The sequence below is a fragment of the Paraburkholderia sp. J8-2 genome, from assembly GCF_905220195.1.
GTDB lineage: Bacteria > Pseudomonadota > Gammaproteobacteria > Burkholderiales > Burkholderiaceae > Paraburkholderia.
The window spans coordinates 71,409-96,889 of the sequence record NZ_CAJMZA010000028.1; the positions used below are offsets into that span (position 1 = coordinate 71,409).

23 protein-coding genes and 1 pseudogene are annotated in these 25,481 nt (G+C 65.6%); 17 read left to right on the forward strand and 7 right to left on the reverse strand.

Annotated features, from left to right (window positions below):
• Positions 1 to 31: 31 nt before the first annotated feature.
• Positions 32 to 1,657, reverse strand: coding sequence for a diguanylate cyclase (locus U5A52_RS34770; protein WP_321938488.1), 1,626 nt, complete (start codon positions 1,655 to 1,657; stop codon positions 32 to 34).
• Between the two features lie 161 nt (positions 1,658 to 1,818).
• Here U5A52_RS34770 and U5A52_RS34775 point away from each other — a divergent pair, with 161 nt between their 5' ends.
• Positions 1,819 to 3,408, forward strand: a complete 1,590-nt coding sequence (locus tag U5A52_RS34775) for an inorganic phosphate transporter (RefSeq protein ID WP_321916065.1) — start codon at positions 1,819 to 1,821, stop codon at positions 3,406 to 3,408.
• Between the two features lie 69 nt (positions 3,409 to 3,477).
• On the opposite strand, the gene U5A52_RS34780 is transcribed toward U5A52_RS34775, so the two are convergent.
• The 5 genes and pseudogenes from U5A52_RS34780 to U5A52_RS34800 all read right to left on the reverse strand — a co-directional run.
• Positions 3,478 to 3,747 carry a helix-turn-helix domain-containing protein gene (locus tag U5A52_RS34780; RefSeq protein WP_415764697.1) on the reverse strand — a complete coding sequence of 90 codons (270 nt, stop codon included), beginning with the start codon at positions 3,745 to 3,747 and terminating at the stop codon, positions 3,478 to 3,480.
• A gap of 4 nt (positions 3,748 to 3,751) precedes the next feature.
• On the reverse strand, positions 3,752 to 4,075 hold the full coding sequence (locus U5A52_RS34785) for a type II toxin-antitoxin system RelE/ParE family toxin (RefSeq protein WP_321938490.1): 324 nt from the start codon (positions 4,073 to 4,075) through the stop codon (positions 3,752 to 3,754).
• 85 nt (positions 4,076 to 4,160) lie between these two features.
• A complete protein-coding gene (gene ppk2 / locus U5A52_RS34790; protein WP_321916089.1) occupies positions 4,161 to 5,090 on the reverse strand; it encodes a polyphosphate kinase 2 in 930 nt (309 codons plus the stop codon).
• 110 nt (positions 5,091 to 5,200) lie between these two features.
• Positions 5,201 to 5,584, reverse strand: a complete 384-nt coding sequence (locus tag U5A52_RS34795; RefSeq protein ID WP_321916068.1) for a VOC family protein — start codon at positions 5,582 to 5,584, stop codon at positions 5,201 to 5,203.
• A 220-nt stretch (positions 5,585 to 5,804) separates the two neighbouring features.
• Positions 5,805 to 6,467, reverse strand: a pseudogene (locus U5A52_RS34800) (FadR/GntR family transcriptional regulator); the annotation flags it as partial.
• A 229-nt stretch (positions 6,468 to 6,696) separates the two neighbouring features.
• Here U5A52_RS34800 and U5A52_RS34805 point away from each other — a divergent pair.
• The 11 genes from U5A52_RS34805 (at position 6,697) to U5A52_RS34855 (ending at position 18,291) form a co-directional block, all read left to right on the forward strand.
• Positions 6,697 to 7,488 carry a (Fe-S)-binding protein gene (locus U5A52_RS34805; protein ID WP_321938492.1) on the forward strand — a complete coding sequence of 264 codons (792 nt, stop codon included), beginning with the start codon at positions 6,697 to 6,699 and terminating at the stop codon, positions 7,486 to 7,488.
• Between the two features lie 11 nt (positions 7,489 to 7,499).
• Positions 7,500 to 8,219: a LutC/YkgG family protein gene (locus tag U5A52_RS34810; RefSeq protein WP_321938515.1), complete on the forward strand. Its 720-nt coding sequence runs from the start codon at positions 7,500 to 7,502 to the stop codon at positions 8,217 to 8,219.
• Positions 8,216 to 9,682, forward strand: a complete 1,467-nt coding sequence (locus U5A52_RS34815; protein WP_321916070.1) for a LutB/LldF family L-lactate oxidation iron-sulfur protein — start codon at positions 8,216 to 8,218, stop codon at positions 9,680 to 9,682. The genes U5A52_RS34810 and U5A52_RS34815 overlap by 4 nt, the downstream gene beginning before the upstream one ends.
• A gap of 92 nt (positions 9,683 to 9,774) precedes the next feature.
• A complete protein-coding gene (locus tag U5A52_RS34820; protein WP_321916071.1) occupies positions 9,775 to 11,484 on the forward strand; it encodes a lactate permease LctP family transporter in 1,710 nt (569 codons plus the stop codon).
• Between the two features lie 187 nt (positions 11,485 to 11,671).
• The gene (locus tag U5A52_RS34825; RefSeq protein ID WP_321938494.1) at positions 11,672 to 12,145 is read left to right on the forward strand and encodes a carboxypeptidase regulatory-like domain-containing protein; all 474 of its coding nucleotides are present in this window, start codon (positions 11,672 to 11,674) and stop codon (positions 12,143 to 12,145) included.
• Positions 12,146 to 12,314: 169 nt separating this feature from the next.
• Positions 12,315 to 15,116 carry a monovalent cation/H+ antiporter subunit A gene (locus U5A52_RS34830; RefSeq protein ID WP_321938496.1) on the forward strand — a complete coding sequence of 934 codons (2,802 nt, stop codon included), beginning with the start codon at positions 12,315 to 12,317 and terminating at the stop codon, positions 15,114 to 15,116.
• Complete coding sequence (locus tag U5A52_RS34835; RefSeq protein WP_321938498.1) at positions 15,116 to 15,469, forward strand: Na+/H+ antiporter subunit C; 354 nt, start codon at positions 15,116 to 15,118, stop codon at positions 15,467 to 15,469. Before U5A52_RS34830 ends, U5A52_RS34835 begins: the two co-directional genes overlap by 1 nt.
• Positions 15,466 to 17,130 carry a monovalent cation/H+ antiporter subunit D gene (locus U5A52_RS34840; protein WP_321938500.1) on the forward strand — a complete coding sequence of 555 codons (1,665 nt, stop codon included), beginning with the start codon at positions 15,466 to 15,468 and terminating at the stop codon, positions 17,128 to 17,130. Before U5A52_RS34835 ends, U5A52_RS34840 begins: the two co-directional genes overlap by 4 nt.
• Before the next feature lies 1 nt (position 17,131).
• On the forward strand, positions 17,132 to 17,626 hold the full coding sequence (locus tag U5A52_RS34845; RefSeq protein ID WP_321916076.1) for a Na+/H+ antiporter subunit E: 495 nt from the start codon (positions 17,132 to 17,134) through the stop codon (positions 17,624 to 17,626).
• Entirely contained in the window at positions 17,620 to 17,895 is a 276-nt protein-coding gene (locus U5A52_RS34850) for a K+/H+ antiporter subunit F (protein ID WP_069261755.1), read from the forward strand. The genes U5A52_RS34845 and U5A52_RS34850 overlap by 7 nt, the downstream gene beginning before the upstream one ends.
• A gap of 12 nt (positions 17,896 to 17,907) precedes the next feature.
• A complete protein-coding gene (locus U5A52_RS34855; RefSeq protein ID WP_321938502.1) occupies positions 17,908 to 18,291 on the forward strand; it encodes a Na+/H+ antiporter subunit G in 384 nt (127 codons plus the stop codon).
• Between the two features lie 87 nt (positions 18,292 to 18,378).
• Here U5A52_RS34855 and U5A52_RS34860 read toward each other — a convergent pair whose 3' ends face one another.
• Positions 18,379 to 19,287 carry a LysR family transcriptional regulator gene (locus U5A52_RS34860; protein WP_321938504.1) on the reverse strand — a complete coding sequence of 303 codons (909 nt, stop codon included), beginning with the start codon at positions 19,285 to 19,287 and terminating at the stop codon, positions 18,379 to 18,381.
• Positions 19,288 to 19,448: 161 nt separating this feature from the next.
• On the opposite strand from U5A52_RS34860, the gene U5A52_RS34865 reads away from it, so the two are divergent.
• The 5 genes from U5A52_RS34865 to U5A52_RS34885 all read left to right on the forward strand — a co-directional run.
• Positions 19,449 to 21,572 (forward strand): 3-hydroxyacyl-CoA dehydrogenase NAD-binding domain-containing protein, encoded by a 2,124-nt coding sequence (locus U5A52_RS34865; RefSeq protein WP_321938506.1) that lies wholly within the window; start codon positions 19,449 to 19,451, stop codon positions 21,570 to 21,572.
• 36 nt (positions 21,573 to 21,608) lie between these two features.
• Positions 21,609 to 22,805, forward strand: a complete 1,197-nt coding sequence (locus tag U5A52_RS34870) for an acyl-CoA dehydrogenase family protein (protein WP_321938508.1) — start codon at positions 21,609 to 21,611, stop codon at positions 22,803 to 22,805.
• A 10-nt stretch (positions 22,806 to 22,815) separates the two neighbouring features.
• Positions 22,816 to 23,952: an acyl-CoA dehydrogenase family protein gene (locus U5A52_RS34875; protein ID WP_321916081.1), complete on the forward strand. Its 1,137-nt coding sequence runs from the start codon at positions 22,816 to 22,818 to the stop codon at positions 23,950 to 23,952.
• Positions 23,953 to 24,009: 57 nt separating this feature from the next.
• A complete protein-coding gene (locus U5A52_RS34880) occupies positions 24,010 to 25,224 on the forward strand; it encodes a CaiB/BaiF CoA-transferase family protein (protein WP_321938509.1) in 1,215 nt (404 codons plus the stop codon).
• A 23-nt stretch (positions 25,225 to 25,247) separates the two neighbouring features.
• Positions 25,248 to 25,481, forward strand: a 234-nt coding sequence (locus U5A52_RS34885; protein ID WP_415774095.1) for an electron transfer flavoprotein subunit beta/FixA family protein, incomplete at its 3' end; no start/stop codon positions are given.

The following is a 25,481-nucleotide window of genomic DNA, read 5'->3' on the forward strand; positions in this document are numbered from 1 at the left end:
CGTCGCGCGCCGCACGAGATGCCGGCGCGCTTCAGCCCCGGGTTGCGGGCGCATCACGGCCTCGGGTTCCGGCCTCGGAATCCACCAGCGGCTGCGCTCCCTCTCCCGTCCATTGCTGCGACCGGACCTGGTTGCGGCCGGCTTCCTTGGCCTCATACAGCAGGCGGTCGGCGGCGGCCAGCAGCTTCGCGCTGCTGCCGCCCTCCGGCGGATTGCAGCTCGCACACCCCGCGCTCACCGTCACGCACCCATGGTGCGTACCACTTAGCGTGAGATTGTCCGACTCGATGCGTTTGCGGATCTTCTCCGCAACGCGCGTTGCGGCGTCGAGCGCCGTGCCCGGCAGCACCACTGCGAACTCTTCGCCGCCAAAGCGCGCGGCGAGGTCGGTTGCGCGCCGCGACCCCGAAGCGATGCGCCCGGCCACGAAGGCCAGCACCTCGTCGCCGGCGGCGTGCCCGTAGGTGTCGTTGAAGAGCTTGAAGTGATCGATATCGAAGAACAGCACGGAAAGCGGCGTGCGCTCGCGCACCGCGTGATGCCATTCCGCCGCGAGACGGCTGTCGAGCGCGCGCCGATTCGCAAGACCCGTGAGCGGGTCGGTAACCGCCAGGCGCATGAGTTCGCCCTCGGCCACCACCTTGTCGCGCAGCGCGAACGCAAGCACCCATGACACGGCGACCCACGCGCCGCCGAACACCGTGGTCACCACCAGCGCGATATAGCTGCGCCGCCGCCAGCCGGCGAGCACGTCGTCCACGGCGGGCGCCACAACGACGATGAACGGCGAGTCGCCTACGTGCGCAAACGTGTAGATGCGCTCCACGCCGTCGAGCGCCGAGCGCAGCGAATCGCTGCCGGCGGCGCGACGGGAAAAGACCGCGAAATTCGGCAGGTCCGCATAGTTCGATCCGGCGCCGCCCAGCGACGGCGGCTGACTCGCGAGCACCGTGCCGTCGCGCATCAATATGAAGAGGTGACCGCCCGGCCCCAGATTGATGCGCTCCAGAAGGTGCTGAAAGTAGTCGAGACGCACCCCGAGCAGCGCGACGCCCGCGAACGAGCCGTCGGGCGCATTGATGCGGCGGGTGAGGCCGAGGGTGAGCACGCCGCCGCGCAGGCGCGAATGGTACGGCTTCGAAAAGAACAGGCCAGCTTGCGGGTCGCGCTGCTGCGCAATGAAGTAATCGCGATCGGCAAACGAAATGCCGGCTTCCGAAGCATTCAGGGCGTTGCTGCGCGCGGCCTTCACATGGCCCGTGGCGTCGATCACATAAGCGCCGCCCAGCCTCGACGCCGCCGTCGCGCGGTCGAACAGCACGCGCTGGCGCAGCGCCTCGGGCAAATTCCAGGTTTGCGCCTGCTGCGCGGCCGTGACCACGGCCTGCAGCGACAGGTCGTAAATCTCGACGTTGCGGGCGATGTCGTTGCTGATGAGTTGCACGAGATTGTGCGAATTCTCCTGCGCGTGGCGCAGTTCTTCGGCGCGGCCCTCGTAGAGCGCCGCGTAGGTCAGGATCGCCATCGCCGTCGCGATGAGCGTGCCGGATAACCCTGCGAAAAAGGGATAGTTGCCGATCAGGCGTGTCGCCGCCTTCGCCCGAACGACGGCCCAGCGGCGCACCCGCAGGCGCAACGAAAGAACCCGTTTTTGCATCAACGCAATCCTCTTACCGATGGCGCGTGTGGACAGGGCGCCGATCCATCGGACATGCGTCGGGCATGGCTGGCACAAAACCGTCATCAAACGGACACCTGGGCGGTTCAGGATCGAAGGCGAAACCTCTGCCCCCTCCCTCCCCCAGGAGCCCGCCCGCCATGCCAGAATTTTCCCTGTCACCGCAACCGGGCACTGCCCCCGCGCGAGGGCGCAATGTCAGCCTGCTCGCATTTCTCATTGTCATCGCCATCGGCGCCGTGTACGTGGGGATGCATCTCGCCGACGACCTCTCGCCGGTGCGCGAAAGCTCGGCGATGCCCTGGGTACTGCTCGGCATCGCGCTCATCATCGCGCTCGGCTTCGAGTTCGTGAACGGCTTCCACGATACCGCGAATGCGGTCGCAACCGTCATCTATACGCACTCGCTTTCACCCAATATCGCGGTGATCTGGTCGGGCGCCTGGAATTTTCTCGGCGTGCTCACCTCCACCGGCGCGGTGGCCTTCGGCATCCTGCAGCTGCTGCCCGTCGAACTGATCCTGCAGGTGGGCAGCAGCGCGGGCTTCGCCATGGTGTTCGCGCTGCTCATTGCCGCGATCATCTGGAACCTCGGCACGTGGTACTTCGGCCTGCCTTCGTCGAGCTCGCATACGCTGATCGGCTCGATCATCGGCGTGGGTCTCATGAACCAGCTCATGCACGGCGCCAACGGCACGAGCGGCGTGGACTGGAGCCAGGCGCTCGGCGTGGGCAAGTCGCTGCTCTTTTCGCCGATCGTCGGCTTCTTGCTGGCGGGCCTCCTGCTGCTCATCCTGAAGGCGGTCGTGCGCGTGCCCGAGCTCTACTCCGAGCCGAAGGGCAAGGAGCCGCCGCCGTTCTGGATCCGCTCGCTGCTCATTCTCACCTGCACGGGCGTGTCGTTCGCGCACGGCTCCAACGACGGCCAGAAGGGCATGGGCCTCATCATGCTGATCCTGATCGGCACGGTGCCCACCGCCTACGCGCTGAACCGCGCCGTGACGGCCGAGCAAACGCAGACCTTCATCGCCGTCGCACACGACGCCACGCGCGCGCTCGAACGCTACACGAACGGCGTGGCCGCGCCCGCCGTGCCGCGCGCCGAAGTCGAGCGCTTCATCGGCAGCCGTACGATCTCGAGCACGACGGTGCCCGCGCTCGCCGCGCTGTCGAACCAGGTGGCCGACCAGGTGCACGGCTATGGCTCGCTCGCGGCGGTGCCGCAATCGGTCGTCGATAACGTGCGCAACAACATGTACGTGATTTCCGAAGCGATCCGCCTGCTCGACAAACAGAAGGCCGTGGCCTTTTCTGCCGACGACGCGAAGGCCATCAACAACTTCCGCAGCCAGATCGACCACGCGACGAAATTCATCCCGACGTGGGTGAAAGTGGCCGTGGCGATCGCGCTGGGTCTCGGCACGATGGTGGGCTGGAAGCGCATCGTGGTCACAGTGGGCGAGCGTATCGGCAAGCAGCACCTGAGCTACGGCCAAGGCGGCTGCGCGGAAGTCGTGGCGATGGTGACGATCGGCGCGGCCGACGTGTACGGCCTGCCGGTCTCGACCACGCACGTGCTCTCCTCGGGCGTGGCGGGCACGATGGCCGCAAACGGCTCGGGCCTGCAATGGAACACCGTGCGCAGCCTCGTGATGGCGTGGGTGCTCACGCTGCCCGCATCGATCGTGCTGGCGGGCGCGCTTTACTGGGTGTTCAAGCACCTGTTCTGAGTGCGAACGGACATGAAAAAGCCGGGCTCCCCTTGGGGAGTCCGGCTTTTTTTCATCGAATGTCTGAATTCAGACGATCGAGATGATCAGCGTCTTGCCGCACGCCTGCGCGTATTTGCGCAATGTGTCGATCGAAGGCGAGTGCTCGCCTGATGCCAATGCGCGTTCGAGACGTGTAATTGCCGGCGCTTTCGTACCCATGCGCTCGGCGACCTGTGCCTGGCTCAATCCTGCTTTATGGCGGGCAGCCAGCATCTGGTCGAGCAGCGCAAATTCTTCGCGATTCAACCGGTCGTATTCCGCCCGCGCCTCGGGATCAGCGAGGACTCGCTCGCGCATTTCCCTAAAGGTTCCCACTTTTTACCTCCTGGTGCCGCTTGCACGCAATTTCCAGTTCCTTGTGCTGCGTCTTCTTCACATAGCAATGAAGCATCACGACACGACGATCCACCATTGCGCAGTAGAACACCCTTGCAAGACCTTCCGCCGCTTTGAGGCGGAGTTCGAACAAGCCGTCACCCTTCGCTTTGGTGTGCGGCTCTCCAAGGTTCGGACCGTGTTGCTCCATGCGCTCGGCAAGCGCCACAAAGCGCACCGCGAGCATTTTCGGCAGCGCATAGATGCTGCGTTCGACGCGCTCACTGTAAAAGTCGAGCCGGCATCCCATGGCGAAGTAACAAATATGTTACTTCGCCATGGGCACCCCAAAATCGTCGCGTTTACTTTCGATCAGGCCAAAAGCGGGCAACCCGTCAATAAATCTCCGGAATGATCATTTGCTCTGCGACCGGCTGGCGAATGTAATCCGGATGATGCACGCGCGCCGGCAGCGTGACTTGCGGATGCTCGATCTCGTGATACGGCACCTGGCTCAGCAAGTGGTGGATGCAGTTCAGGCGCGCGCGCTTCTTGTCCACGCCCTGCACCACCCACCACGGCGCCTCGGGAATGTGCGAGCGCTGCAGCATCACTTCTTTCACGTGCGTATAGGCCTCCCAGCGGCGGCGGCTTTCGAGGTCCATCGGCGAGAGCTTCCACTGCTTGAGTGGATCGTCGATACGGCTCTGGAAGCGCACTTCCTGCTCGTCGTCGGTAATCGAGAACCAGTACTTGACGATCTGGATGCCGCTCCTCACGAGCATCTTTTCGAATTCCGGCACCGAGCGGAAGAATTCTTCGTATTCGTCGTCGGTGCAGAAGTTCATCACGCGCTCCACGCCCGCGCGGTTGTACCAGCTGCGGTCGAACAGCACCATCTCGCCGCCCGCCGGCAAATGCTGCACGTAGCGCTGGAAATACCATTGCGTGCGCTCGCGGTTGTTCGGCGCGGGCAGCGCGGCCACACGACACATGCGCGGGTTCAGGCGCTGCGTGATGCGCTTGATGACGCCCCCCTTGCCCGCTGCGTCACGCCCTTCGAAGATCACGACGAGCCGGTGCCCCGTGCTCACGATCCAGTCCTGCAGCTTGACGAGCTCGCCCTGCAGCCGGATCAGCTCGCGGAAATAGACGCGTCGCAGCGCGCGCGCCTCGTCGCTGATCTGCAGGCCGCTTTCCTGCAACCGGTCGTCGACCTCCATTTCGAGCTCTTCGTCGTAGGCGTCGATGAGTTCCTCATCCAGACGGCGGCGGCGGTGCCGTTCGGCCTCCTGCTGCTGCGCATCCTGTTGTTCGGCGTCCATCGTGCGGTCGAATTCATTCATGGCGACTCTCTCCTTGGTCGATATGCTGGCAACTCGCGCCACTATCGGCGCAGCGAGTGTCACGAATATTTCAAATGCATTGGGCCGGCTCAGGGGAGCGGCCGGGCGAAGCTCAACTCATGGCCGTCCGGATCGACGAGATGGAAATAGCGCTCGCCCCACGGCGCGTCGCGCGGTGCGAATTCGGGCTTCGCGCCGGCCGCCAGCGCGCGGGCGTAGAAGGCGTCCACGTCGGCGACGTAGAGAATCACGCGCCCCCAGCCGTTCACCGCGCCGTGCGGCCCCTCGAGCAGATTCAGATAGCAAACGCCCGCCGCACCGCCGCCCAGCTCGAACGACGCGAAGCCCGGTATTACGGCTCCGGCTTTCTGCACGAAGCCGAGCGCCTCGTAAAACGGCACCGACCGCGCGATATCGCTGACGGTCAGCGTCACGGCGCTCAACGCCACGATTTGCGCGGCACTCTCGTTCATCGGCTCCTCCTGCTGGTGTGGCTATGCACGGCGTGCGTTCCTGGAATGAGGCCCGTCGACCCAATCAGCCGACTTTAGCAGCGTTCGCGCGCCGGGCGCGGGCCGCTGGCTTTGGCTCCACGCGGCCCGGCGCCTTGCGGGTGGACTTGCGCGCTGTCTTACCCGCTGCCACGGCGCGCTGCGCATCGTCACTGGTTGGACCACTTTCCGGCCAGCCGATCTCCTCGCCCACCCGCGTGCGCACGAAGTCGATATGCGTCTGCATGGCCGTGCGCGCCTCCTCGGGACGCCGCGCGACGATCGCATCGCAAAGCGTTCGATGCTGCAGCAGCAACTGGTCCGGCGCGTCCTCGTTCTGCACGCGCAGCCCCGTGCCGTTGATCGTGATGTGCTCGCGCAGCACGCCCAGCACGCTCGTGTGCAGATGCAGGAACATCGCGTTGTGGGAAGCCTGCGCGATCACTTCGTGCAGCTTCGCGTCGGTGTCGGCCTCGGCGGCCTTGTCGTCCACTTCGCGCGTGCGCTCCAGTTCCTGCATCAGCGCGCGAATGCGCGCGATGTCCTCGTCGCTCGCGCGCAGCGCCGCGAAATACGCGGTCGCGCCTTCCAGCACGCGGCGAAACTCGAGGATGTCTTCGCGCAAGGCCGGATGATCGGCCACGAGTTGCCCCCAGGGCGACGCAAAGCCCGTGCGCAGCTGGTCGGTCACGAACACGCCCGCTCCCGGCCTGCTTTGCACGAGGCCGCGCGCGGCCAGGCGCTGGATCGCCTCGCGCACCGTGTTGCGCGCCACGTCGTACTCCAGCGCGAGCACCCGCTCGGAGGGCAGCTTCGCTCCCGCGCGCCACGTGCCGTCGAGCAGCGACGTCTCCATGCGGCGCATCACGGTTTCCACACGCCCGCGCGTACCCGCCCTGTCCCTGATTGCCATCCCCGTGCCACCCCCGTGCCATCCCGAGTCTCGTTGTCGCTTGCGGCGGGTGGTCCAACCAGTTTGAACCACTCGCCCGAAGCGGGAATTATGCGCCCAAACCCGCGCTTGTCTTCAACCTTCACGGCCCCCCTGGCCCGCGAGGGCAGATCGCGAAAGCGCGCAAGACACCGAGCGAGACATGAAGCCACGGCAATACCCCACCGAGCGCCCCACCGACGTCTATCTGTTCGCCACCTGCCTCGTCGACCTGTTCGTGCCGCAAGCCGGTCTCGACGCGGTCAAGCTGCTCGAACGCGAGGGCCTCACGGTCCATTTCCCGCGCAGCCAGAGTTGCTGCGGCCAGCCCGCGTACAGCAGCGGCAACCCGCGCCAGGCGCGCGAGGTCGCGCTCGCGCAGCTGGGTCTCTTCGAAAAGCCGTGGCCCGTGATCGTGCCTTCGGGCTCGTGCGCAGGCATGATGCGCCACCACTGGCCCGCGCTGTTCGACGACGACGCCGCAAACGCCGCGCGCGCCCAGGGACTCTCCGAGCGTGTGTACGAACTCACGGAATTCCTCGTGCGCGTGCTGAACGTCGATTTCAACGCGTATGGCGCGAAGGGCTCCGTCCAGCAGTCCGAAGAGCGCGTCGTGCTGCATACCTCATGCGGCGCGCGGCGCGAGATGGGCACGCGCGTGCACGGCGTCGAAGTCATCGATGCGCTGCCGGGCGTCACGCGCATCGACCACGAGCGCGAATCGGAATGCTGCGGCTTTGGCGGCACGTTCTCGCTCAAGCACCCCGACATTTCCGGCGCGATGGTCGCCGACAAGATCGCCTCGGCCTGCGCCACGGGCTGCGAGCGCCTCGTTTCCGCCGACTGCGGCTGCCTGCTCAACATCGGCCACGCGGCGGCGCACAAGGGCGCGCCGCTCGCCGTGGAGCACCTGGCCTCCTTCCTCTGGCGCCGCACCGGCGGGGAGGCCGCATGAGCGTCGATTCGATGAGCGCGCGTGCGCGCATGCTGCAACGCCTGCGCGCCCATGCACCCGCCGCGCCCGCCACGTCGGTCGAAGCGCTCGGTGCACGCATCGACGCGCATTTCGCGGAGCGCCGCGCACACGCGCCGCTTGCGCTGAACGAACGCGTCGCGCAGTTCCAGCGCATGCTCGAGGCCGCGCACGCCGAGGTGATCTGCGCGAGCGCCGCCACCTGGGCCACCGATCTCGCCGGGCGCCTGGCAGCAGCCGGCGCGCGCAGCCTGCTGCTCGACACCACATGCGCCGAAGGGCAAGCGCTCACGGCAGCGCTCCCGCCTGCCGTGCAGGCGCGCAGCTATGCGCAGCCGATCGAGCAATGGAAGAGCGAACTCTTCGACACCATCGACGCGGGCTTCACGGTCGCGCGCTCAGGCCTCGCGGCGACGGGCACGCTCGTAGTCGTGCCCGACGCGAACGCGCCGCGCACGGTCTCGCTCGTGCCGCCTTTGCACGTCGCGCTGATCCACGCGCACACGCTGCATGCGGACCTGCACGCCGCTGTGGCGGCCGAACGCTGGAGCGGCGGCATGCCCACCAATCTCGTGATGATTTCGGGGCCTTCGAAGACCTCGGACATTCAGCAGACCACCGCTTATGGCGCGCACGGCCCGCGCGCGCTGTGGGTCGTCGTCGTAACGGATGAGGATCACGCAACGTGTGCGCAGCACGGAGCCGCCCAATGAGCACGAACACGCAAACGCCCCAGGAAAACACGCTGCATTTCGTCCCGACCGCGCAATTCCGCCAGCGTGCACGCACGGCGCTCGACGACCCGCAGTTGCGCAAGAGCTTTCGCGGTGCGATGGACTTCCTGCAAGGCAAGCGCGCCGCACAGTTTCCTGAAGCGGACGAACTCGAAGCCCTGCGCGACCTCGGCGAAGCCGTGCGCCAGCACGCGCTTGCGCGCCTGCCGGAATTGCTCGAGCAACTGGAAACGACACTGCGCGCGAACGGCATTCAGGTGCATTGGGCCGAGACCGCCGACGAAGCCAACCGCATCGTCCACGGCATCGCGCAGCGGCACGCAGCCACGCGCGTGATCAAGGGCAAGTCGATGGCGAGCGAGGAAATCGAGCTCAACCATTACCTCGCGGCGCGCGGAGTCGACTGCATCGAATCGGACATGGGCGAGTACATCGTGCAGCTCGCGGGCGAAAAGCCCTCGCACATCGTCATGCCCGCGATCCACAAAACGAAGGGCGATATCGGGCACCTGTTCGAAGAACACATTCCCGATACGCCCTTTACGGAAGACGTCGACACGCTCATTCAAACGGGCCGCCGCGCGCTGCGCCGTGCCTTCGTGGATGCGCAGATCGGCCTCTCCGGCGTGAACTTCGCCGCCGCCGACACGGGCACGCTCTGGCTCGTGGAAAACGAAGGCAACGGCCGCCTTTCCACCACGGTGCCCGACGTGCATATCGCGATCATGGGCATGGAGAAGGTGGTGGCGAAGCTCGAGCACATCGTGCCGCTTTCGAGCCTGCTTACGCGCTCGGCCACGGGCCAGCCCATCACGACGTATTTCAACCTGATCAGCAGCCCGCGCCGCGAAGGCGAGAAAGACGGGCCGCGCGAAGTGCATCTCGTGCTGCTCGACAATGGCCGCAGCCAGGCTTACGCCGACGAGCAATTGCGCGCCACGTTGCAATGCATTCGTTGCGGCGCGTGCATGAATCACTGCCCGGTGTACACGCGCATTGGCGGGCATGCGTATGGCACGACGTACCCGGGGCCGATCGGCAAGATCATTTCGCCGCATCTGCTCGGGCTCGACGCGACCGCCGAGTTGCCCACGGCTTCGAGCCTGTGCGGCGCGTGCGGCGAAGTCTGCCCGGTGCGCATTCCGATTCCGCAACTGCTCGTGCGCCTGCGCACCGAAGCGAACCGCGACCCCGAGGAAAGCGTCGCGCATCCGCTTCGCGGCCAGGGCGCGAATCACAGCAGAAGCGAGCAATTCATCTGGCGCTTCTGGAGCGGCGCATTCGCGCATCCGCGCGCATACCGCGCGCTGCGCTGGGCCGTGACGCGCCTGCGGGGCCTCGCCCCCACACAGCAGATGGGCTGGACGCAGCATCGCACGCCGCTCAAGCCCGCGCCACGCAGCCTGCACGACCTGCTGCGCGAACGCGATCAGCCGCAATAGCGTTCATGTCGTCAGGCATGCGAAATAAATCGTAAATGCGCGCCTGACGAACTGACATATGTTTTTTACCCGTATCGTCGGAGGAGACCGTAGTGCAACCCTGGTATCAGATCTACACACCGCTTGGCAGTTTGTGGCTATCCGCGTTCGTCGCCGCCATCCCCATTCTGTTTTTCTTCGTCGCGCTCGCGGGCCTGCGCATGAAGGGCCATGTCGCCGCCGCGATCACCCTGCTGCTCGCGCTCGCCGTGGCAATCTTCGAGTACGGCATGCCCGTGCGCCAGGCGCTCATTTCCGCGGGCTTTGGCTTTGCCTATGGCATCTGGCCGATCGCGTGGATCATCGTCACCGCGGTGTTCCTCTACAAGATCGTCGTGAAGACGGGGCAATTCGAAATCATCCGCGCCTCGGTGCTCTCGATCACCGACGACCAGCGCCTGCAACTGCTGCTGATCGGCTTCTCGTTCGGCGCGTTCCTCGAAGGCGCGGCGGGCTTCGGCGCGCCGGTGGCGATCACCTCGGCGCTGCTCGTCGGCCTCGGTTTCGAGCCGCTCTACGCCGCCGGTCTGTGCCTCATCGCCAATACCGCGCCGGTCGCGTTCGGCGCGATGGGCATTCCCATCATCGTCGCGGGTCAGGTCACGGGCATCGATCCGTTCCTGATCGGCGCAATGGCTGGCCGCCAGCTGCCGTTGCTTTCGCTCTTCGTGCCGTTCTGGCTCGTCTTCATCATGGACGGCAAGCGCGGCGTGAAGGAAACGTGGCCCGCCGCGCTCGTGGCCGGCGGCAGCTTCGCTGTGACGCAGTACTTCACGTCGAACCACATCGGGCCCGAGCTGCCGGACATCACCTCGGCGCTCGTGAGCCTCGTTGCGCTCGCCGCGTTTCTCAACGTGTGGCAGCCGCGCCGGGCTGCGCAAGGCACGAGCGTGAAGGTGAGCGGCGGTGCGGCTGCGCTGGGCGGCTTTGGCGGCGGCGCAGGCGGTTCGCGCGCGGCCGCTTCGGGCCGCCAGGCTTCGCCGTACAGCATCGCGCAAACCGTGCGCGCGTGGTCGCCGTTCATTTTGCTCACGGCCATCGTGACCGTGTGGAGCGTCAAGCCGTTCAAGGCGCTTTTCGCGGCGAAGGGTCCGCTCGCGGGCACGATTCTGAGCCTGCACGTGCCGGGTCTCGATCAGCTCGTCGTGCGCACGGCGCCGATCGTCGCTACGCCCAAGCCCTATGAAGCCGTATTCAAGCTCGACTGGCTCTCTGCCGTGGGCACCGCGATCATGATCACGGCGATTCTCTCCGTGATCCTGCTGCGCATGAAGCCGCGCGCCGCCGTGGCCGCTTTCTTCGAAACGCTCGGCGAACTGCGCCGCCCCGTGCTTTCCATCGGCCTCGTGCTCGCCTTCGCGTTCGTCGCGAACTACTCGGGTATGTCGTCCACGCTCGCCCTCGCGCTTGCGGGCACCGGCGCCGCGTTCCCGTTCTTCTCGCCGTTCCTCGGCTGGCTCGGCGTGTTTCTCACGGGCTCCGATACCTCGTCGAACGCGCTGTTCTGCTCGCTGCAGCACACCACGGCGCATCAGATCAACGTGTCGGACACGCTGCTCGTCGCGGCCAACACCTCGGGCGGCGTAAGCGGCAAGATGATCTCGCCGCAGTCGATCGCGGTGGCTTGCGCGGCAACGGGTCTTGTCGGCAAGGAGTCGTCGCTGTTTCGCTTCACCGTGCGTCACAGCCTGTTCTTCGCGGCTGTGGTGGGCGTGGTGACGCTGATTCAGGCTTATGTGCTGACGGGCATGATTCCGCAGTGACGATGTAAGCGCCGTCATGAAATCACGAAGGCCGTTTTCCGCCGTGCGCGGGCAACGGCCTTCTTTGCATCCGGCGTGAAAAGCGCTGGCTTTAAGCGACTTTTAAGCCGCCCTGCCTACCCTCGATCCGTCCGGCACACGCGACACGCGTGCCGGCATCCGGTCAACGAATCGATGGAGGTGGAAAATGAAAGCACGCTCAACTCCGTGGATCGGCGCGGCGCTCGCGCTCGCTGTGGTGTTCGGCGCGCCGGGTGCGTGGGCGGCAACCCCGGCAGCAGACAATGCGGACATCACAGCCGCAACGGCGGGCGTGCTGCCGCCCGCCCAGCGCAGTGGCGAGATTGCGTATCTGTCCGGCGGCGTCGGCAGCGACCAGTCGGCGGCGTTCAAAGCCGCGATGCATCGCTATCCGCTCTCGCTCGAATTCGCGCGGCAATCCGCCGACGGCAATGAATATCTCGCGGACGTCCCCGTAAAGATCGCCGACATGCACGGCACACCGCTCCTTTCCACGCGCACGCGCGGCCCGTTCATGCTCGTTTCGATTCCGGACGGCCGCTATGTGATCACCGCGAGCCATGGCGGCAACACGGAGCGGCGTACGGTGGACATCGGCAAGGCGACACGCGCTCACGAAACCTTCGTCTGGCCGATGTGAAGGTCATTGACGAGCCCTCCAGTCAGCGGCGCTGACGCACATGTCTTTCGCATGACACCCTGCGGGTGCATTCATGCCACATGAATGAACTCCGTCCCCGTTTGCGGCTATGATCGTGAACTGCGGCGCGCCGGCCCGGCGCCCAGCCGGATTCACGGGGGAGTGTCGAATGGCAATGGGGTGGCTCGTCGTCTTACCGTTCGTCGCCGCGGCGCTCGTCGCGTTCGCGGGGCGTCACGCGCCTGCCTCCGGCACCTGGATTGCATTCGCGGCCGCGCTCTTCGGTCTCGGGGTGCTGGGCAGCGAACGCGTAGGCATGGCCACCCATGGCGTGCTGCACTGGCAAGCCGACTGGATCCCGCAAATCGGCCTTTCGTTTGCGCTGCGTCTGGACGGCCTCTCGTTCATGTTCGCGCTGCTCGTGCTCGCGATCGGCCTGCTCGTTTTCGTCTACGCGCGCTACTACCTCGCCGGCAGCGAGTCGCTGCCGCGCCTCTACGCGCTGCTGCTGCTTTTCATGGGCGCGATGCTCGGCGTCGTGCTGTCGGACAACCTGCTGCTGCTCGTGATCTTCTGGGAACTCACGAGCATCGTGTCGTTCCTGCTGATCGGCTTCTGGCCTTCACGCCCCGAAGCGCGGCGCGGGGCGCGCATGGCGCTCACCATCACGGGCGCGGGCGGCCTCGCGCTACTGGCCGCCGTACTGCTGCTTGGCCACGTCTGCGGCAGCTATGACCTCGACGTCGTGCTCGCGCATGCGGGCTTCGTGCAGCGCGATCCGTTGTATCCCGCCATTCTCCTGCTCATTCTTTTCGCGGCCTGCACGAAGTCGGCACAGTTCCCGTTTCACTTCTGGCTGCCGCATGCCATGTCGGCGCCCACGCCGGTTTCGGCGTACCTGCATTCGGCGACGATGGTAAAGGCCGGCATCTTCCTTATCGCGCGCTTTTACCCCGTGCTCGAAGGCACTGGCTGGTTCTTCTACGTGACGAGCCTGATCGGGCTCGTCACGCTCACGGGCGGCGCGGCCATGGCGCTCGTGCAGCGCGATCTCAAGGGTCTGCTCGCGTATTCCACCATCAGCCATCTCGGACTCATCGTGCTGCTGTTCGGCCTCGACACGCAGCTCTCCACCGTCGCCGCGCTCTTTCACACCTTCAACCACGCGGTCTTCAAGGCCTCGCTCTTCATGGCCGCGGGCATCATCGACCATGAAACGGGCACGCGCGATCTCGGCCGTCTGCGCGGCCTGCGCCGCTTCATGCCGCATACCGCCGCGCTAGCCGCCGTGGCGTCGCTCGCCATGGCGGGCGTGCCGCTGCTCAACGGCTTCCTCTCGAAGGAAATGTTCTTTGGCGAAACGCTCGCGCAAGGACTGCTCGGCGACTTCAACTGGATCATTCCCGCGCTCGCCGTCATTGCGGCGGGGCTCTCGGTGGCGTACTCGCTGCGCTTCGTGTGGGGCGTGTTCTTCGACGGCGAAACGCCGCACGACCTGCCGCACTACCCGCCGCACGAGCCGCCGCGCTTCATGAAGCTGCCTGTCGAGATTCTCGTCGTGATCTGTCTGCTCGTCGGGCTCGTGCCGGAGCAGACCATTGGCAAGATGCTCGAATCGGCGGCTTGGTTCGCACTGGGCGGCGTCGTGCCCACTTACAGCCTGAGCTTGTGGCACGGCATCAATCTGCCGCTGCTGATGAGCTGCGTGTCGTTCGTGGGCGGCGCCCTGCTGTTCTTCTATCGCCGCGACGCGTTCCGCCACCATCGTTCGGTGCTCTCCGAAATGAACGCGAGCGAAGGCTTCGACCGTTTCGTGCAGCAGCTCGAAAAGGCCGCGGGTTACGTGGTGAATCTCTTTGAAACGCGTTCGCTGCCGTCGTATCTCGCGTGGATGGTTGCGGCAATGCTGATCGTGCCCGGCGCGGCGCTGCTCGCCCTGCCGGCGCTCGACGGCGCGTACCGCTCGGCGCCACTCGACGCGATGACGCTCGTCGGCCTCGTGCTGATGGCGCTGATGGCGGTGGGTGTCGTGCTCGTACGCGCCAATACGCTCTATGCACTCGTGATGCTGAGCACGTGCGGCTTGCTCGTCACGCTCGCGTTCGTGCGTTTTTCCGCGCCGGACCTCGCGCTCACGCAAATCTCCGTGGAAGTGGTCACGGTGCTGCTGCTCGTGCTCGCCATCTACTTTCTGCCGGTCGTGCAGCGCGCGGAACAGCCTCCGTTCACGCGGGCGCGCAATGCGGTGCTCGCACTCGCGGGCGGAGCGCTAATTGCTGGCGTGGCATATGCGGTGATGACGCGCGCACCGATCGACGGCATCGGCCAGTACTTTCTCGCGAATGCGCTGCCGGGCAGCGGCGGCCACAACGTCGTGAACGTCATCCTCGTGGACTTCCGGGGCTTCGACACGATGGTCGAGATCAGCGTGCTCGTGGTCGCGGGGCTCGCCGTGAAGGCACTGCTGCGCGGCCTGCGCCTGAAGTCGCCCGACACGGGGCCGGGCGGCCTGCCGTGGTCGTCGCAATCGCATCCGTTGCTGCTGGCCATTCTTGCGCGCCTCATGTTGCCGCTCACCATCCTCGTCGCCGTATTCATCTTTTTGCGCGGCCATAACTTGCCGGGCGGCGGCTTCATCGCCTCGCTCGTGATCTCCATTGCGCTTCTGCTGCAGTACGTGGCGAGCGGCGTGCTGTGGACCGAGTCGCGCATCCGCATCAACTATCGTGCGCTCGCGGGCTTCGGCATTCTCGTTGCGGCCGCAACGGGCGTGGGCGCGATCGTGTTCGGCCAGCCCTTCCTCACCAGCGCGTTCGGCCATTTGCATGTGCCGCTGATCGGAGAAGTCGAATTGAGCACAGCCATGCTGTTCGACCTCGGCGTGCTTGGCGCAGTGGTCGGCACGACGCTCACGATCGTCTCGCACCTGGGCGTACGCGACAAGGACATGCAATCCGTGGAGAAAAGCTGATGGAAGCCGCCTTCGCCATTACGCTCGGCGTACTCTGCGCGAGCGGCATCTACCTGCTGCTGTGCGCGCGCGTGCTGCCGGTGATCCTCGGCATCACGCTCTTCTCGTACGCGATCAACCTGTTCCTGCTCGGCATGGGGCGGCTCTCCACCGGCAGGCCGCCCGTGATCGCGCCGGGCGCCCAGTATGCGGACCCCGTGCCGCAGGCGCTCGTGCTCACCGCCATTGTGATCGGCTTCGCCATGACGGCCTTCACGGTCGTGCTCGCGCTGCGCGCGCTCGCGATCGACGGCACCGACCATGTCGACGGCGACAAGGCGCACCGCAAGGGCCTGGAGATGCGCAGCGAATGAACCACGCTCTCATTCTCCCTATCCTCATTCCGCTTTTTGCGGCCGGTGCGATCGTCGCGCTGCCGCTGCGCGCGAAACGCCTGCAGCGCGCGATCAACGTGATCGCTACACTCGCGCTGCTGCCAATCGCGGTGGCGCTCGCCGAATTCGCGGCGCAGGGGCAGATTGCGAGCTATGCGCTCGGCGCGTGGCCCGCGCCGTTCGGCATCGTGCTGCAGATCGACCGGCTCGGCGCGCTCATGCTCGTGCTGACCGCGCTGCTCGCGTGCTGCTGCCTGCTCGGCACCACGAGCGCCGACGCCCGGCGCGGGCGCTACTATCGCGCGCTCGTGCAGTTCGAGCTGATGGGCCTGAACGGCGCATTTCTCGCGGGCGATCTCTTCAACCTGTTCGTGTTCTTCGAACTGCTGCTGATCGCCTCGTACGCGCTGCTGCTGCACGGCGGCGGGCGCCGCCGCGTGCGCAACGGCCTGCACTACATGCTGCTGAACCTCGTGGGCTCGTCGTTCTTCCTGATTGCGCTGGGCGTGCTCTATGGCCTCACGGGCACCCTCAACATGGCCGACATGGGCGAGCGGCTCGCGCATCTGGACGCCGCATCCCTGCCGCTCGCGCAGTTCGCGGGCGCAACGCTCATGCTCGTATTCGGCCTCAAGGCCGCCGTGTTCCCGATGTCGTTCTGGTTGCCACAGGCATATCGCAGCGCAATCGGTCCGGTGGCCGCGCTGTTCGCGATCATGACCAAGGTGGGCATCTACGCGATGCTTCGCTGCGACGCGCTCGTGTTCGGCGCGGCGGGCGGCGTGCTCGACGCGTTCCTGCATCAATGGGCGTGGTGGCTCGCCATTGCGACGATTATCTATGGCGCGCTCGGCGCGCTTGCGGTATCGAGCCTCAAGACCACGACAGGCTTTCTCGTGCTGGTCTCGGTCGGTCTGCTGATTGCCGCCGTCACGCTGCAAACCGTGCTCGCGTGGAGCGCGCTGCTTTACTACCTCATCAGCACGACGCTGTGTACGGGCGCCCTGTTCATGCTCGCCGATACACTGGAGTCCGAAACAACCGAATCCCCGACCGCGCCCGCTGTAGCCGAAACGCGCGAGCCCGCCTCGCTCGAATCGCTCGACGACGCCACCGCGCCCGCCATCACGCCCGAAGCGGATGGCGAGCCGGTTGCAACGCCTTCCACGGCCGCGCCCCCTGAAAGGCGTCCCGCACCCTGGCCTTCGAACCTCGCTGGCGTGCTCTATCTCGCGGCAGCCGTGGGCGCGGTTGGACTGCCGCCGCTCTCGGGCTTTCTCGGCAAGGCCATGGTGCTCGCCGCCACGCCGCTTTCGCAGGCTGTCGTGCTCTGGCCCGCCGTGCTGATCGCGGGACTGCTATCGATCGTCGCTTTGAGCCGCACGGGCACGCGTTTGCTGTGGGCGATACCCGCCGCCCGCGCCTACGACGGCGCGCCCGCCGCCGCGCCGCGCGGCAGTCGCGCCAAGCTCGCCGCCTGCGCGCTGCTGCTCGCGGGCGTCGTGGCCGCTACGGTGTTTGCGGGACCGCTCAAGCAGTATCTCGACGCCACCGCGGCGCAGTTGCTCGATCGCGAAGCCTACGTTCACGCGATCCTGCCTGCGCAAGCGCCGCAAACATCACAGGGCGGAGGAAGCTGACATGCTCAAGAGGCTCTTTCCGCACCCCTGGCTCACGATCGTGCTGCTCGTGTGCTGGGTATTGCTGATGAACGACGCAACGCCTGGCAACCTGCTGCTCGGCTTCGTACTCGGCACTGTGATCGCTTTCGCCGTGGGCGAAGGGCTGTGGCTCGCGCCCGTGCGCTTCGGCAAACCGTGGCTGCTCGTGCGGCTCCTCGGACACGTGCTCTACGACATCCTCGTGGCGAATCTCGAAGTCGCGCTGCTCGTGCTCGGCCCGATGAAACGCCTGCGCCCCGCCTTCATCGAAGTGCCGCTCGACAGCACCCACGAAATCGCGCTGGCGTCGCTCATCAGCATCGTCTCGCTGAGCCCCGGCACGCTGTGCGCCGAACTCTCCGACGACCGCACGCGCCTCGTCGTCCACGTGCTCGATCTCGAAGACGAAGCCGCGCTCGTCGCCCTGATCAAGTCCCGTTACGAAGCCCCGCTCATGGAGATCTTCGCATGCTAGCCATCGTCATTCCGGTGTCGTTCGCGATCCTCGGGCTCGCGTTCCTGCTCACGCTCGTGCGCCTCGTGCGCGGGCCTTCGCTGCCCGACCGCCTCGTCGCGCTCGACACGCTCAATATCAACGCGATCGCGCTGATCGTCGTCTACGGCATCATGCTGCGCTCGACGGTCTTCTTCGAAATCGCGCTGCTCATCGCGGTGATGGGGTTCGTGGCGACCGTTGCGTTCACGAAGTACCTGCAGCGCGGCGACATCATCGAATTGAACTAGGGCGACTTCGTCATGCAAACGGTTATCGAAGCGATTGTCTGTGTGCTGCTCCTGCTCGGCAGCGCGTTCACGCTGATCGGCGCAATCGGTCTCGCGCGCCTGCCTGACTTCTACATGCGCCTGCACGGGCCGACCAAATCGACCACGCTCGGCGTGGGCGGCGTCGTGCTCGCTTCCGTGGTCTACTTCAGCGTGCACAACAATTTCGCGAGCCTGCATGAAGTGCTGATACCTGCGTTCCTGTTTCTTACCGCGCCTATTAGCGCGCATATGCTCACGAAGGCAGGCATTCAGCAACGCGTAGCCGTTTCGTCCGCCACCCGCGGGCGGCCGGACGCCACCGTCAACCGCGCGCAAGACGCGAGCCCGGACAACAACGCCGCACAGGATTCCTGAATACAGGCGTGGACTTTTACGCCGGTAAAAGCCGCCATCGAACGTCGCACACGGCGCGTGGGGCATGCTCGATGCAATATGCGCCTCTCACGCGTCCGCACCGCGCCCCGTCTTGCGTGCCTCGCCCAGCACATAATCGATGAAGGTGGACGCCGCCCGCGTGTGATGCCGGTTCGGCATGTAGAGCATGTACATGTACGTGCCGAAAATGCTCAAGCGCCAGGCATCGAGCGACGTGACAGCAGCGCCCTGGCGAATGTCGTCGTGCATCACATAGTCGGGCACGATGCCCACGCCGAGTCCCGCCAGAATCGACTGCCGCAAAAATAGAAAGTTTTCCGAAATGATCGAAGGCTCGAGTAACACCTCGTGCCGGTCCTCGTTCAAATAGCCTGCCAGCCGCAATTGCCGCCCCACCACGGTTGCCGTGATGACGGGTGCGCGCGCCAGGTCTTCCAGCGTTTGCGGCATGCCGTGCCTTTCGGCCCACTCCGTGCACGCGCACGCGATGTACTTCACCGGCCCCATGTCGCGCGCCACGAGGTTCTGCGGCGGCTCGTGCATCACGCGCACGGCGATATCCACTTCGTCGCGCAGCAGGTCTTCCACGCGATTTTCGAACATCACGTCGAGCACGATGCCGGGGTACATGCGCTTGAACTGAATGAGCCAGTCCGACATGACGAGCTGCCCGTAGCCGCTCGGCACCGAAAGCCGCACGCGCCCCTGCAGGCTCTGCCCGAGGGTGGAGACCGACTCGCGCGCAGCGAGCAGTGCGTTCTGGATCGAGCGGCCGTGCTCGTAAAGCTTCAGGCCGATTTCGGTCGGCTCGACACGGCGCGTGGTCCGGCGCACGAGCTGCAGGCCGATCGACTTCTCGAGGTGATTGAGGTGGTAGCTGACGTTCGCGCGGCTCATCTTGAGCCGGCGCGCCGCCTCGCTCAGATTGCCCGCGTCGAGAATCTCGACGAGCAGGGTCAGCGCGTTGACGTCCATGGCAACATTCACTGTCAAAGATATTTTGACAGTCTGTCAACGAGCGATGGGATTGTCAATTGCCCCTGACGCGCTGAGAATCGACGCGAACATGAAACATTGCCGCCCGGGCCACCAGCACGGCCCGCCAGTCCGGCCCTCATTATGGAGACAGCACCCCCATGGCATCCGATCCCGTGAACGCCTCCCCCGTTACTCACGAACTGCGCGGCAAGGTGCTGCTCGTCACCGTGGACAATCCGCCCGTGAACGCGCTGGGCGTGGACGTGCGCCGCGGCCTCGCCGCCGCCATCGAGCACGCCGAAGCGAACGACGCCGTGCAGGCTGTGCTGATCGTCGGCGCGGGGCGCAATTTCATCGCCGGCGCGGACATTCGCGAGTTCGGCAAGCCGCCGCAGCCGCCCGCGCTGCCCGACGTGTGCAACCGCATCGAGGCCTGCCACAAGCCGGTGATCGCCGCCATTCACGGCGCGGCGCTCGGCGGCGGCCTCGAAGTGGCGCTCGCGGCGCACTACCGCCTGGCCGTTGGCGGCGCGAAACTCGGCCTGCCCGAAGTGCAACTCGGCCTGCTGCCCGGCGCAGGCGGCACGCAGCGCACGCCGCGCCTGATCGGCGCGGAAGCCGCGCTTTCGCTCATGTTGAGCGGCCGTCACGCTAGCGCGCAGGAAGCGCACAAGCTCGGCCTCGTCGATCGCGTAGGCGCGAGCGACGACATTCTCGCCGAAGGCCTCGCCTACGCACAGGAACTGCTGGCTGGCCATGCGCACGTGCGCCGCACGCGCGACGCCCAGGCGCTCGCGGACCGCGCGCAAGCGCAAGCCGCAATCGATGCCGCGCGCGCCGACACCGCGAAGAAGTCGCATGGTCTCTTCTCGCCGCTGAAGATCGTCGATTGCGTGCAGGCTGCGCTCGATCTTTCGTTCGACGAAGGCCTGCGCTTCGAGCGCAAGCAGTTCCTCGAATGCCTCGAAAGCCCGCAGCGCGCGGGCCTCGTGCACGCCTTCTTCGCCGAGCGCGAAGTGCAGAAAGCCCCTGAAACGAAGAGCGCGAAACCGCGCGCGATCGAAACCGTCGGCGTGATCGGCGGCGGCACGATGGGCGCGGGCATTGCCGTGGCCGTGCTCGACGCGGGCCTGCCCGTGACGATGATCGAACGCGACGACGCCTCGCTCGCTCGCGGCCGCGCACATGTGGAAAAGGTCTACGACGGCCTCATCGCCAAGGGCCGCATGAAGCCCGAAGCGAAAGAACAGATCCTCGCGCGCTTCAGCGGCAGCACCTCGTACGATGCGCTCGCGAACACCGATCTCGTGATCGAAGCCGTGTTCGAGGACATGGCCGTGAAGCAGGCCGTGTTCGCCGAACTCGACCGCGTGTGCAAACCCGGCGCCGTGCTCGCGACCAACACGTCGTATCTCGACATCGACGCCATTGCGGCCAGCATCAAGCGCCCGCAGGACGTGGTGGGCCTGCACTTCTTCTCGCCCGCCAACATCATGAAGCTGCTCGAAATCGTGGTGCCGAAGCAGGTGAGCGCCGACGTGGTCGCCACCGCATTCGAACTGGCGAAGAAGCTGCGCAAGGTGCCGGTGCGCGCCGGCGTGTGCGACGGCTTCATCGGCAATCGCATTCTCGCGGTATTCCGCACGGCTGCGGACCATCTGATGGAAGACGGCGCCTCGCCGTATCAGATCGACAAGGCCGTGCGCGACTTCGGCTTTCCGATGGGCCCGTACCAGGTCGTCGATCTTGCGGGCGGCGACATTGGCTGGGCCACGCGCAAGCGCCGCGCCGCCACGCGCGACCCGAAGGCGCGCTACGTGCAGATCGCCGACCGCATTTGCGAACGCGGCTGGTTCGGCCAGAAGACGGGCCGCGGCTTCTACCTCTACCCCGAAGGCGCACGCACGGGCACGCCCGACCCCGAAGTCGAATCCATCATCCGCACTGAGCGCGAGCGCGCCGGCATCGAGCCGCGCAGCTTCACCGACGAAGAGATCATGCGCCGCTACATGGCCGCGATGGTGAACGAAGGCGCGAACGTCGTGTTCGAGAAGATCGCGCTGCGCCCGCTCGACGTGGACGTCACGCTGCTCTACGGCTACGGCTTCCCGCGCTATCGCGGCGGCCCGATGAAGTACGCCGATACCGTGGGCCTCGCCAACGTGCTCGCCGATATCCGCACGTACGCAAAGGAAGATCCGCTGTTCTGGCGTCCTTCGCCGCTGCTCGTCGAACTCGTGGAGCGCGGTGAGAATTTCGCGAGCCTCAATCAATCGGCTTGAAAGTGCAATAAGGGTGCAATAAGGAGCTTTTCACACATGGACCTCAAATTCACCGCCGAAGAAGAGGCGTTTCGCAGCGAAGTGCTCGCGTTCCTGAAGGAGCGCCTGCCGCAGCGCGTCGCGAACAAGGTGAGCAACGGCCGCCACCTCACCCGCGACGACATGGCGCAATGGCACGCCATCCTGCACGAAAAAGGCTGGCTCGCGAATCACTGGCCGAAGGAATACGGCGGCCCCGGATGGAGCGCCGTGCAGAAGTTCATCTTCGAGAACGAATGTGCGATTGCCGGTGCGCCGCGCATCGTGCCGTTCGGCGTGAACATGCTCGGTCCCGTGCTCATCAAGTACGCGAGCGAGGCGCAAAAGCGCTACTGGCTGCCGCGCATTCTCGACGGCTCCGACTGGTGGTGCCAGGGCTACTCGGAACCGGGCGCGGGCTCGGACCTCGCCTCGCTGCGCACCACAGCGGTTCGCCACGGCGACCACTACGTGGTGAACGGGCAGAAGACGTGGACCACGCTCGGCCACTACGCGAACATGATCTTCTGCCTCGTGCGCACCGCAACCGACGTGCGCAAGCAGGAAGGCATCAGTTTCCTGCTGATCGACATGAACACCCCGGGCATCGAAGTCCGCCCCATCGTCACGCTCGACGGTGAACATGAGGTGAACGAAGTGTTCTTCACCGACGTGCGCGTGCCCGTGGAAAATCTCGTCGGCGAAGAAAACAAGGGCTGGACCTACGCGAAATATCTGCTCACGTACGAACGCACGAACATCGCGGGCGTGGGCTTTTCGGTGGCGGCGCTCGCGCGTCTGAAGCGCGCCGCGCAGAAAGTCACGCGCAACGGCAGGCCGCTTGCCGACGATCCGCAGTTCGCCGCACGTCTTGCGAAAGTCGAGATCGATCTGGAAAACATGAAGACGACGAACCTGCGCGTGATCGCAGCCGTCGCGGGCGGCGGCGTGCCCGGTGCGGAAAGCTCGATGCTCAAGATTCGCGGCACCGAGATCCGCCAGGAGATTTCGTCGCTGCTGCGCCGCGCGATGGGGCCGTATGCGGCGCCGTTCGTCGAGGAAGCGCTCGAAGAAGGCTATGCGGGCGAGGCAATCGGCCCGGACGAAGCCGCCAGCGCTGCAGCGCAATACTTCAACAACCGCAAGCTGTCGATTTTCGGCGGCTCCAACGAAATTCAGAAGAACATCATCTCCAAGATGATTCTCGGTCTTTGAGAGGCACGCCATGGACTTCCAGCACACAGAAGACCGCCGCATGCTTGCGGATACGCTCAACCGCTTCACTACGGAGCAATACGGCTTCACTACGCGCGATACAATCGCGCGCTCCACGGAAGGCTTTAGCGCAGACATGTGGCAGCGCTTCGCCGAACTCGGCGTGATCGGCGCGCTGTTCGACGAGGCCGATGGCGGCTTTGGCGGCGCTGGCTTCGATATCGCGGTGGTCTTCGAAGCGCTCGGGCGCGCGCTCGTGGTCGAGCCGTTCCTCGATACGCTGATCGTGGGCCGTGCGCTCGCGCATGCGGGCAGCGAGGCGCAGCGCGCTCGCATTGCGTCGTTTATCGACGGTACGCAAATCGCCGCGCTCGCGCACGACGAGCCGGGTTCGCATTACGAGGACGCGCGTGTTACGACGCGTGCCGAGAAAAGCGGCGATGGCTGGGTGCTGCAAGGCGCGAAGGGCGTCGTGCAGCATGCGGAACACGCAAACATGCTGCTCGTTTCGGCCCGCACCTCGGGCAGCGAATTCGACGAAGCGGGCATCTCCCTCTTTCTCGTGCCACGCGATGCAGCGGGCGTGAGCGTGCGCAGCTACGCGAAGATCGACGGCGGCCGCGCAGCGGAAGTAACGCTCGACAACGTGAAGGTGAACGCCGACGCGCTCGTCGGCGCGCAAGGCAGCGGCTTCGCGACGCTCGAACACGCACGCGGCTACGGCATCGTGGCACTCGCGTCGGAAGCGGTGGGCGCGATGGAGATCGCACGCGACTTCACGCTCGAATACCTGCGCACCCGCAAGCAGTTCGGCATGCCCCTCGGCAGCTTCCAGGCGTTGCAGCATCGCATGGCGGACGTGCTGCTCGAAATCGAGCAGGCGCGCTCTGCGGTCATCAACGCGGCGGCTGCAATCGACGCACCGCGCACGCAGCGCGAGCGTGCGCTTTCGGCGGCGAAGTACACGATCGGGCGCATTGGCGCGCGCGTGGCCGAAGAAGCGATCCAGCTGCATGGCGGCATTGGCATGACGTGGGAGTTGCCGCTCGCGCACTATGCAAAGCGGCTCGTGATGATCGATCATCAGCTCGGCGACGAGGATCATCATCTCGCGCGCTACATCGCATTGGGGCACGAGGCGGCGTAAGCCATGAAGGGGCGAGCGCGAAGCGCCGCCCCAACAACGAATCAGGAGTGCCTGTTGATGGAGACGGACAAAAGCAGCTTGCCGCTATCGGGCGTGCGCGTACTCGATCTTTCGCGTGTGCTGGCCGGGCCGTGGAGCGCGATGGTGCTCGGCGACCTCGGCGCGGAAGTCATCAAGATCGAGCATCCCGACCGCGGCGACGACACGCGCGACTGGGGCGTGCGAGTCGGCAAGACCGAGACGGCGTATTTCAACAGCGTGAATCGCAACAAGCGTTCGATCACGCTCGATCTGCAAACGCCCGAAGGCCAGCAGATCGTGCGCGATCTGGCGAAAACCAGCGACATCGTCGTGCAGAACTTCAAGTTCGGCGGCATGGAAAAGCTCGGGCTTGGCTATGAGCAGTTGAGTGCTGAGAACCCGCGTCTCATCTATTGCTCGATTTCGGGCTACGACCGCACGGGACCGGAAGCAAAACGCCCGGGCTACGACCTCGTCGTGCAGGGCGAAACAGGCCTCATGGCGATGAACGGCGAGGCCCACCAGCCGCCGCTCAAATTCGGCGTGGCGGCCGTGGATCTTTTCACGGGCATGTATTCGGCGCAGGCAATGCTCGCCGCGCTGTACGAGCGCGAGCGCACGGGACGCGGACGCCATATCGAAATGGCGCTGTTCGACTGCGGCCTCATGATTACCGCTTACTACGGCCTCGAAGCGCTGCTGATCGGCGAAGACCCGCCGCGCTACGGCAACGCACATCCGTCGATCGTGCCGTATGGCGTGTTCGATGCGGCCGATGGTCCGCTCGTCATCACCGTGGGCAACAACGCGCAGTTCGAGCGCTTCTGCCGCGAAGTGATCGAGCGCGCCGATCTCGCCGACGACGCGCGCTACAAGACCAACATCCTGCGCGGTCAGAACCGCGACACGCTCGTGCCGGAACTCACGCGCGAGCTGGGCAGCCGTGGGCGCAAGCTCCTGCTCGAACGCCTCGCGCGTGCGGGCATTCCGTGCGGCGAAGTGGCCGGCTTGCGCGAGGCGCTGCTTTCGCCGCGCGCGACGCAGGGCGGGCTCGTCACGCAGCAGCCGCATCCGCATACCGAAAGCGGCACGACGCCCGTGCTCGCGCCGCCGTGGCGCTTCGACGGCGAACGCCTGCCCGTGCGGCACGCGCCGCCGCAACTGGGCGAAGGCACACAGGAGGTCCTGCAGTCGCTGCTCGGTTATTCGGCGCAGCAGGTGGCCGGGTTGAAGGATAAAGGCGTTATCTAGTTCCATGTGGATGGAGGCATGAAGTGAAGATACTTGTACCTGTTAAGCGCGTAGTCGATTACAACGTGAAGGTTCGTGTGAAGTCGGATGGCACGGGCGTCGATATCGCCAACGTGAAGATGTCGATGAACCCGTTCGACGAAATCGCCGTGGAAGAAGCGGTGCGTCTGAAGGAAGCGGGCGTGGCGACGGAAGTCATCGCCGTTTCCGCGGGCGTGACGCAAGCGCAGGAAACGCTGCGCACGGCGCTGGCGATT